Here is a 6,838-nt window from a genome sequence, read left to right as displayed (position 1 = left end):
TTCGCCTTTTTCAACCTGCTGCACGACCTGCAACTTAAAGGCAAGGCTGTAATCGCGCTGACTGCGCCTACTTACATTCTTTGTTCGTTTTTCCATATAAGTCAACTTGAGTGTCAACTTATTTCAGGACGCGACACGCATATGAAAAAGGCCTTTGTCGAGTAAACAAAGGCCTTTTTTCATACTAAACAATTTACTTACATAACCCGGATGAGTTTCACACCGTGAGGTGGTATTTTGAAAGTATACTTATGATTAACCGCTATCAGGTATTTCTGCTCCCACACATCGCGGGCTTTGGCAAAGCCTTTTAACAGTTTATCATTAGCATCCAGGTTAACGGTTTGATATTTATCAGATGTATTAAAGAAACCTATAGCCTTTTCGCCTTTGTTAAGCTCCTTCACCCAGATCTGCTGCTCCTCTGTTTTAGAAGCCTGCCTCGCTCCTTTACCTAAAGCATCCTGGTCAATAGCTAATACTTCGTCGTTGGTTAGCAAACTAAGCGTAAACCTGTCCAAATGCCCCATGTCGCAGCCAATTAACAACGGTGCCGACAATAAGCTCCATAAGCTGATGTGGGTATATTGCTCATCATAAGTTAAACGACTGTTATGCAGGCTTGGCCCCCAGCCCACTTTGCCCACAACCAGCATATCCGGATCATTAAAATGCCCAGGACCAGCATAAGGTGAAGCAGGGTCCTGACCAAAGCCAATATCACTCATACTTCTCCAGGTATCCTGGATATCGCCGGTGGTACGCCAGCTGTTACCGCCGGTTTCGGCACCCCATTTCCAAACGTCGCCCCAGCCGTACTGGCAAAAGCTAAACATAATATCGCGGTTCACTTTGTTTAAAGATGAACGCATCAATTCATAAGGTTTCTTAAGCGCAGGTAGGTCGGGATGCGGAGGGGTAACTTCCGAGTAAGAACACCAGTCGTATTTTAAATAGTCAAATCCCCAATCGGCATAGGTTTTAGCATCCTGATCTTCATGCTGCCAGCTACCCAAAAAGCCACCGCAGGTACGCGGACCAGGCGATGAATAAATACCGGTATGTAAACCAAGGCTATGCACATAATCGGTTAAACCTTTCATATCAGGGAACTTGCTGTTAGCCACAATAGCGCCATCGGCGGCGCGGTTCTCCGCTTCCCAGCCATCATCTATATTAATATAGTTCCAGCCGTAGGCACTCAGTTTCTCCGACATTTCTTTGGCCGAGATCTTTACTTTTTCATCATTCACGCTCAATCCCCATGCATTCCAGCTGTTCCAGCCGAGGGCCGGGGTAAGGCCTATTTTATCACCAATGCTAACAGTAAGCGTTTTGGTTTTGCTGCCTAAGCTATTGGTAACTGTAAGCGTTACAGGATAATCACCTTTTTGGCTAACAGAGCCAGTAATGATACCTGTTTTAGCATCAAGCGTTAAACCGGCAGGCAACCCATCTGCTTTGTAGATAAGCGGTTTTTTACCAGTGGCCGGGATCAGGTAAAGAAAAGGATTACCCGGTCTTGCACCGTAAACATCAGCGCCATTAATTTTTGGCTTGGCCGATGGATAAGGGGTAAGGATATAAGGCGTAGTTTCGGTTTTAACAATATCCTTGCCCGATTTCTGATCGGTGAAGGTATAGGCGATAGTGTAAGATTTTTTAGCTAACCGGGCTATCACGAACGAATAAGTGAAAGGTTTGCCGGCAGTGAAGTTTGCGGGGTTTGTTTTTTCGTAAATGACCGCGCCTGTTTCGGGGTCGGTAACCTTAAAGGCCAAAGTACCCTGGTACTGGTATTTATTGGTAGTGATCAGTTTAATTGATTTTGCGAGGCTGTTGTTTTCCTGGAAACTGTAATCGCCGTCGGTATTTACCGTAACATGATCCATTACATCGGCCATACCGATGCTAAAATTATCGCCATAAATACCACCGTCACCACCGGTATCGTAAATGCGGATAGAAAGAACGTTTTCTTTATCCCATAAAATAGCCGGATCGGAAGCTGAAATATTATAAGTTCTCGGCCCGTAATTTCCATCTTTAATGGTTCCGCTGCGGCCGCCATATTTGGCGATCAGTTTTCCGTTCAGGTATACTTCGTCATTATCATCAACACTGGCCAGGTTTAATCGGAGACTGTCCTTCAAATATGATTTTTCTTTAAGTGATGAAGGGATCACCACATGGAGGCGATACCAGCCGAAGCCATCGTAATTGGGATGCCCCTGCGGCTCCCAGGAATGGGCAACATCAATATTTTGCCAATTTTGGTCGTTAAAAGTTGGGGACGACCATTGCGCGGAATCGCCAACGGCAAATTTCCAGCCTTTGTTAAGCTGAACATCCTGTGCCGAAGCCGCCAGGTAGGTGCCGCCCAGCAAAAGCAATGCAGTAAAGATCTTTTTTATCATAAAGGTTGTTTAAAATGTATAGCGAAACAGGATTTCGCATGGTTAGTATATGCGTTTTAAAGGTACAAGGATTTTGAATAATTAGAAATGTATTGTTAACATTTATATTACAACATTCAAAAAACACCCACAAATACAACTCAATGTAAAAAAGCATCCTTTGAGTTAAGCATCAGGCTGTTATAGTACAGTTTTTGTTTATAAACCGATAATACTACCGACAGTAAACTTAATGTACAGTTTACGTTCTGGTTTAATATCGATTATACATTTACTGATAGAAAAACAACCGCTATGAAAAAGACTTTTTTAACCTTAGCCCTTGTAACAGCTTGTTTTGTGGCCTGCTTTGCAGCCCTTGCCGGAATTACCGGAAAATGGGAGGGCAAACTTGAAATGGAAACCGGAGAAGTTTACCCATTGCTTTATAATTTCCAGATCGACGGCGATAAACTAACCGGAACAGCCAAAACCCCTAAAGGCGATATGCCAATTGAAGACGGCAAAATAACCGGTAACGATTTCAAATTCACTGTAAGTATCGAAGATATTCACATTGCCCATACAGGTAAGTTTTATGGTGATTCGGTGGGTGTTGATATTGAAGCTAACGGTTCAAAAACACATACTACGTTAAAACGAGCTCAATAAACTTGATCTTCCTGATTTAAGGATTACATGATATTTAAATCGCACAAAATATCATGTAATCATTTCATCCTATAAATCAAGGTTCTTATATTTATAAACCAAATCAATATTTTATGAAAAAAAAGATTTTTACTACTACCCTATTGGTAAGCTGCTTTATGATTTGCCTTGCTGCTATAGCCGATCTTAACGGTAAATGGGCAGGCAAGCTGATCACAAGCGACGGCCAGGAATATCCATTGCTATACAATTTCAAGGTTGATGGCGATAAACTGACCGGTACAGCGTTAACCCCGGAAGGTGATGTTGATATCAAAGAAGGCAAAACCAATGGTACCGACTTTTCATTTACAGTAGCCACCAGCGGTATCGTGATCCCTCATACAGGTAAATTCTTGGGCGATTCGATCAGCGTTGAGCTGGATATCAATGGCTCAAAAAGCAGCTCAGTATTGAAAAGACCGGTTGATAAAAAATAAGTTTCCTACCAATATAATAGTCATGCCGAACTTGTTTCGGCACCCCACTTGCTAAGCGGCCCTGCATGGTTCACCTGCTTGTGGGATCCTGAAATAAGTTCAGGATGACGTCTTCCTTATAATAAAAAAGCAAAAACATTACCCTCCGGTAAGGTTTTTGCTTTTTTATTAAACTTAAAGGCAACAAAATTGTATATAGTTTAAATTACAGCATATAGGGGTATCTGCTTAAACTATATCAACAATGAAAAAAGAGTTCCTGGCGATCAGTGCGTTTGTTATTATTACCGCTTTTAGTTTTATTTCGATGGCCGATATTAACGGCAAGTGGATAGGTTCATTAAAACTTCCGGGTGATGATCATTTTCCTTTAAGTTACACTTTTAAGATAGACAGTGGTAAGCTTACCGGTACGGCCCATGCTCCTCAAGGCGATGTAGCTATTACCGACGGCATGATCAATGGCGATAATTTTTCGTTCAGTATCCCGGTACCAGGAGGCAGTTCGCCGCATACCGGCAAAGTTTATGCAGATTCCATTGGCATGAACCTGGTTTATAAAGGCCAGCATATGCATGCTACGCTGAAAAGAGATAAATGAAGTCTATAATCTTAAGCTTTAAATCTTAAGTCAAAACTTGCTACCGGACTTATGACTTTAGACTTAGAACATCGGGCTTAAGACTACCGACTTTTAACTAAAGTTGCTTATTAAACGCGCAGGGCTTACCTTTGCACCATGCTGCAACGTATTACAGCCTATTTACTCATCTTTTCGCTGATCACGGTCAATTTCTCGCGACTCTTCATTTTCGCGGGTTTTGAGCTGAACAGAAATTACATTGCCACCAAGCTTTGCGAAAACAGGAACAAACCCTGGCTGCATTGCGATGGTAAGTGTTACTTCGCGAAAAAGATCAAACAGGCAGAGGACAAGCAGGCCAGCGACGAAAGGCAGTCGCAAAAGAGCCTCTTTCAGGAGGTTTATGTCATCAGTTCAACTGATGTAAAATTCCACTCCAGCCTGTTGCAGGTTATTTCAACCCCCTACACCCCAACCGTACCGGCAGATCGCCCGGCTACGATATTCCAGCCTCCGCAGTTAGGATAATCATTTCATTTTTATTGGTTTTTAATTGATGATGTTGGATAGTTATGCTTACGATATAACTACAACCATGTTATTGCGAGCGTAGCGTGGCAATCGCACGTATGCAAGGCCCACTTGCATAGGCTGCTTTCGTTCCCAATCCTTAAATCAACAACTCATTTCCTTGCAAAGGAGACGTCATAGTTGCAAACCTGCAGGCCTGCTTGCAAAGTTCGCGATTGCTTCGTCGTTCCTCCTCGCAATGACATGTAGTATGCTTCTACCCATTTTTACACCGGGAGGTAACTCCTGTAATACTATATAATGAAACGATATTTAATCCTACTTATAACTTTTATACTTATTAAAACGCTGGCTTACGGCCAAACTACCATACAAGGCACAGTTACTGATGCCATTACACATGAGGCCATCGCCGGTGCGTCAATCTGCAATGCAGATGTTCAAAACAGCGCAAAACTGGGCATGACCAATGCCAAAGGCCATTTCAGTATCAATGCACAAGGCATCACCAGGTTTAAATTTGCCATGGTTGGTTACAGCGCGCGTATCATTGAAGTATCTGCCATAAAAGGCCAAAAGCTTGATGTAGCGCTCGAACCTTCAACCGTCGATCTGCAGCCGGTAGTAGTAACCGCCAGTCGCGAAGGCCAGGCCAGGCAGGACGCCCCTATCGCTATCAGTAAAATTAACTCTACCCAAATTAAGGATACCAAGGCTACTGCCCTTTACCAGTTACTGAACAAGGTAGCAGGTGTTTACATGGTGAACCTGGGTAACGAGCAGCATACTATGGCTATCCGTCAGCCAATTACCTACAACGCGCTTTACTTATATATGGAAGATGGTGTGCCTATCCGCCCTACAGGCATCTTCAACCATAACTCACTTTATGAGATCAACATGTCGGGCGTTAAGGATATTGAAGTAATTAAAGGGCCGGCTTCATCGCTTTATGGCAGTAACTCCATTGGCGGTGCCGTTAACTTTATTACCCAGGGGCCTCCTACGGGTTATGCAGGCAATGTTTCTGTTCAGGGCGATAACTATCATTACCGCCGCGTGGATGCCGATGGTGGCTTTACACAAGGCAAATTTGGTTTGTACGTAGGCGGCTATGTAGCCCACCAAACCGATAGCTGGCAGGATTATTCTGATTTTGATAAGTACTCGGCTAACTTTAAAACTACTTATGATTTCAGCGCCAAAACCAAACTTACAACCTCGGCAGCTTACAACTACCTTAACACCCAAACCCCAGGCAGTTTAGACAGCGCCCGTTTTTACGACCGCAGCTATGGCGCCAATCAGCGTTTTACCTATCGTAAGGTAAAATCGTTCCGTGCCAGCACCCGGTTAGATCACCAGTGGGATGATAAGAACAGCACTTTTGTAACTCTGTTTTTCCGCGGTAATTCAACCGCGCAATTGCCAAGCTATTTTATATCCGATGTACGTGATGCCAACGGCGTTTACAAAAGTAGTAACGGACAGGTGAACGATCAGAAATTCAACAGCTATGGTTTGTTAGCCCAACACCGGGTTGATTTCGATTTCCTGCATTCGAGGTTGATCGGTGGTGTTTATATGGACGATAGCCCAAGTTCATACTATGCCCAATACCTTGATATCACCAAAGATGTAGCTAATAACTATTACACCGGCTTTAGCAATACCGGCAGGTACATTGATAATTACAAGATCAAGCTGTTTAATACAGCGGCTTATGTTCAGTATGAGATCAAACCTGCTGAAGCACTAAGAATAGTAGGCGGTTTACGGTACGACAGGGTTCATTATAACTTTGATAATGAGATCCCCGCCGGACAAACCAAATACAAACAGCAGGAAAACAACAACTTCAACATTGTCGCTCCCAAACTGGGCATCACCTATAATTTTGGTAACAACAAAGGTATCTACGCTAACTACAGTGTAGGCTTCCAGCCACCGGAAACCGGCGACTTGTACAGCTCGCGCCAGCTTACCCAGCTTAAACAAGCTACTTTTGATAATTACGAAGCGGGAGGCTGGTTCTCCGCTTTCAACAAAAAGCTATACTTTGAGCTGAGTGTGTTTGATCTGGAAGGCCACAACGAAATCATTAACCAGTTACTGCCTGATAACACAACACAAAACCAAAACGCCGGCGCAACACGTCACCTCGGTATTGAATACTC

The 6,838-nt window shown here is 43.4% G+C and carries 6 protein-coding genes; 5 read left to right on the top strand and 1 reads right to left on the bottom strand.

Features of this window, described 5'->3' with window-relative positions; all coding sequences use genetic code 11:
* Positions 1 to 197: 197 nt before the first annotated feature.
* Entirely contained in the window at positions 198 to 2,417 is a 2,220-nt protein-coding gene (locus VF500_RS23380; protein WP_330861985.1) for a putative Ig domain-containing protein, read from the bottom strand.
* Positions 2,418 to 2,711: 294 nt separating this feature from the next.
* Between VF500_RS23380 and VF500_RS23375 the strand changes: the two genes are divergently transcribed.
* The 5 genes from VF500_RS23375 to VF500_RS23355 all read left to right on the top strand — a co-directional run.
* The gene (locus tag VF500_RS23375; RefSeq protein ID WP_330861984.1) at positions 2,712 to 3,068 is read left to right on the top strand and encodes a hypothetical protein; all 357 of its coding nucleotides are present in this window, start codon (positions 2,712 to 2,714) and stop codon (positions 3,066 to 3,068) included.
* A 113-nt stretch (positions 3,069 to 3,181) separates the two neighbouring features.
* Positions 3,182 to 3,547: a glycoside hydrolase gene (locus VF500_RS23370; RefSeq protein WP_121228922.1), complete on the top strand. Its 366-nt coding sequence runs from the start codon at positions 3,182 to 3,184 to the stop codon at positions 3,545 to 3,547.
* 244 nt (positions 3,548 to 3,791) lie between these two features.
* Positions 3,792 to 4,148, top strand: a complete 357-nt coding sequence (locus VF500_RS23365; protein WP_121224339.1) for a hypothetical protein — start codon at positions 3,792 to 3,794, stop codon at positions 4,146 to 4,148.
* A gap of 138 nt (positions 4,149 to 4,286) precedes the next feature.
* Positions 4,287 to 4,658, top strand: coding sequence for a hypothetical protein (locus VF500_RS23360; protein WP_330861983.1), 372 nt, complete (start codon positions 4,287 to 4,289; stop codon positions 4,656 to 4,658).
* Between the two features lie 303 nt (positions 4,659 to 4,961).
* Positions 4,962 to 6,838 (top strand): TonB-dependent receptor (locus VF500_RS23355; protein WP_330861982.1); only part of this gene is annotated, 1,877 nt, incomplete at its 3' end.

Source organism: Mucilaginibacter sp. (assembly GCF_036383575.1).
Classification (GTDB): Bacteria; Bacteroidota; Bacteroidia; order Sphingobacteriales; family Sphingobacteriaceae; genus Mucilaginibacter.
This window is presented reverse-complemented; position numbering and strand designations above follow the sequence as displayed.

Bases quoted from the DNA above. Each gene is read 5' to 3' on its own strand.
- VF500_RS23380 (WP_330861985.1), bottom strand. From the start codon at position 2,417: ATGATAAAAAAGATCTTTACTGCATTGCTTTTGCTGGGCGGCACCTAC.
- VF500_RS23375 (WP_330861984.1), top strand. From the start codon at position 2,712: ATGAAAAAGACTTTTTTAACCTTAGCCCTTGTAACAGCTTGTTTTGTG.
- VF500_RS23370 (WP_121228922.1), top strand. From the start codon at position 3,182: ATGAAAAAAAAGATTTTTACTACTACCCTATTGGTAAGCTGCTTTATG.
- VF500_RS23365 (WP_121224339.1), top strand. From the start codon at position 3,792: ATGAAAAAAGAGTTCCTGGCGATCAGTGCGTTTGTTATTATTACCGCT.
- VF500_RS23360 (WP_330861983.1), top strand. From the start codon at position 4,287: ATGCTGCAACGTATTACAGCCTATTTACTCATCTTTTCGCTGATCACG.